This window comes from Reinekea sp., assembly GCF_982785585.1.
In genome coordinates this window covers 1-2,863 of sequence record NZ_CEYAVF010000046.1, presented here as the reverse complement: position 1 = coordinate 2,863, position 2,863 = coordinate 1, and the positions used below count along the sequence as shown (strand labels likewise).

The window sequence follows — 2,863 nt, the reverse complement described above, 5'->3', positions numbered from 1 at the left end:
CAGCAACCGATGAATGTTGGTAAATTAGAAGATTACATGCCTGAACATTTTGATAAGCCAGTCTATCGCGGTGCGCTTAATTATTTATACACCCAGCAAAAAGCGGTGAGCGTGCAGCCGAGAATGAAGTTCAAACGGGCCCTGGGGAACTTCTCATAGGCTATCAGCGAGCTTTTGTGAGTCTCGGGCTAAAACTGAAAAGTCCTGCTAAATCAAATATTTATACCTTAATTTGTGCCACAACACTGGACGCCGATTAAAGCGGCGATTACAATGGGCGCCGTTCTCAAGCAGAACATCCAATGTGCGCCCGTAGCTCAGCTGGATAGAGTAGGTGGCTTCGAACCACTTGGTCGGGAGTTCGAATCTCTCCGGGCGCACCACTGTTATACCCCTGTAATACCCCTTTTTTAGTCTGAACATAATTCGATTAGCCGCTATTGCTCTGAGTTTAGCAGTTGCCTTCGGTTTAAGAGATGCATTCGGTTTAATAGATGCCTCTAGTTTGGCAGGCGTCTTAAGTTCTATAGGCCTCCTTGTCTGCCTGAGTACGCTCTGTTAGCCAAGTTGAGACCCTCTGTCGGTTCTGCGCGCGAGGCGAAAGTGGTGAAACACGCTGTTCAGCAGCTATTTGAAATGCGTCTGGCCCGCTCCACTAAGGCCTTTACGGCCCGTGGCGGTCGAGTGCAGCGCTGTGACCAGTGCCGGATCGATCGCCAGTTCTGTATCTGTACCCTGCGGCCATCGGCCCCATCCAACGCGGCATTTTTATTACTCTATTACGACGATGAGGTGTTAAAACCCTCCAACAGTGGCCGACTGATCGCAGATCTGTTCTCCGACACCTTCGCCTATATCTGGCAGCGGACCGAGGCAGAGCCGGCTTTGCTGGCATTGCTAAAGGATCCGATCTGGCGGCCGATAGTGGTGTTTCCGCAGGAATATGCCACGCCCGAGCGCGAACTCTGCCAACCCGAGGCCCTAGATTTGGCCGGCCGGCGACCGCTGTTTATCTTGTTGGATGGTTCTTGGCGTGAAGCAAAAAAAATGTTCCGAAAGAGTCCATATTTGGACGGTTTTCCAGTATGGTCGGTGACCCCTGAGGCGCCGTCGCGTTATCAGGTGCGAAAGGCCGCCAAAGAAGTGCAACTGGCGACCGCGGAGGTTGCCGCCATGCTGTTGTCCGAGTTAGGCGAAACGGCTAATTCAGCCCTGCTGCATGCCTGGTTCGACCTGTTTAGCTACCGCTACCAGATGGGTGTTAAACGCGTCAACCGAGGCGATGCCGGGGCAGAAGCCCGCCTAGCGGCGCTAAGGCAATAGAGCATATTGCCAGTAGGACCCCTTTTTTTAGATAGAAGCCCAACGAACTGTTGGATTTTTTGTAATCGAAAAGCGCCAGACCTGTCGAGCCATTAGAGGATCGTCGTCCGTGCGTGTACTGGAGAAAATGTTCAATGAAAGCGTTACTTGTTTTACTCTCAACTCTGCTGCTGTCCGTCGCCGCGTTGGCCAATGAGGGCATGGCCGAGACCATTAACCTGACTCATCATTGGGCCGGCTATGCGGCCATGTTCGTGTTCGTAGTAGCCTATCTGTTAGTGATTTTTGAAGAGCAGTTGCATTTGCCCAAATCCAAGCCGGTGATGATTTCAGCGGGTCTGATTTGGATTCTTATTGCCGTTGCCTACATGAACGACCACGCCGGTGGCGCCATCAAGGAAGGTATTCAGCATAACTTCTTGGAATACGCGGAGTTGTTCTTCTTCTTATTAGTCGCCATGACCTATATCAATGCCATGATGCAGCGCGGTGTGTTTCAAGCCCTGCGCGGTTGGTTGATTGATAAGGGCTTTAGTTATCGGCAGCTGTTTTGGCTCACCGGCATCTTGGCCTTCTTCATTTCGCCCGTCGCCGACAACCTGACCACGGCCCTGATTATGTGTGCCGTGGTTATGGCCGTGGGCCAAGACAATCCGAAATTTATTGGCCTATCCTGTATCAATATAGTCGTTGCCGCCAATGCCGGCGGTGCTTTTAGCCCCTTCGGTGACATCACCACATTGATGGTGTGGCAAAAGGGTATGCTGGAGTTTGGTGAGTTCTTCGCGCTCTTTATTCCGTCCGTGGTTAACTTTGTTATTCCCGCTGCGATCATGCATTTTTCGTTGCCGATCGGCACGCCGGCCAAGCCCGCCCCGAGTCATGATGTCAGTGATATCATGCTGCCGGGTGGTTTAGTGATAGTAGGTCTGTTTATTCTGACTATTATCACCGCGGTGAGCTTTCATAACTTTTTCCATATCCCGCCGGTCTACGGCATGATGTTCGGTCTGGGCTATTTGAAAATGTTTGGTTATTACCTGAGCCGTCGTTCACGCAACTGGCGCGTCAGTGAACTCAACCCACCGAGCGATAAGATCGAAGACCCCTATGAATTCGATGTCTTTGCCAAGGTGGCTCAGTCGGAGTGGGATACGCTATTTTTCTTCTATGGTGTCATTATGTCGGTCGGTGGTTTGGGCTTTATCGGCTACCTGGCGCTGGTCTCGGAAAGTGTTTATGTCGGCCTGGGGCCAACTTACGCCAATATATTGGTCGGTTTTATGTCGGCCATCGTCGACAATATTCCGGTCATGTTTGCCGTACTGACGATGAATCCGGAAATGTCCCACAGCCAATGGTTGCTGGTCACGCTGACCGCCGGTGTCGGTGGATCGATGCTGTCCATCGGCTCCGCCGCGGGTGTCGCCCTGATGGGTCAGGCTCGAGGCAGCTACACCTTCTTCAGTCATTTGCGCTGGTCGCCGGTGATCATGCTCGGCTATTTCGCCAGTATCTGGGTGCATCTGTGGTTGAATGG

General features: G+C 52.0%; 2 protein-coding genes and 1 tRNA gene. All 3 read left to right on the top strand.

All coding sequences use genetic code 11. The features are described from left to right. The first annotated feature begins 306 nt into the window (after positions 1-306). A tRNA-Arg gene (locus AC4FIC_RS14155) sits at positions 307-383 on the top strand. Between the two features lie 223 nt (positions 384-606). Further along, complete coding sequence (locus AC4FIC_RS14150) at positions 607-1,323, top strand: tRNA-uridine aminocarboxypropyltransferase (protein WP_273286102.1); 717 nt, start codon at positions 607-609, stop codon at positions 1,321-1,323. A 134-nt stretch (positions 1,324-1,457) separates the two neighbouring features. After that, positions 1,458-2,863 (top strand): sodium:proton antiporter NhaD (gene nhaD / locus AC4FIC_RS14145; RefSeq protein WP_100256977.1); only part of this gene is annotated, 1,406 nt, incomplete at its 3' end.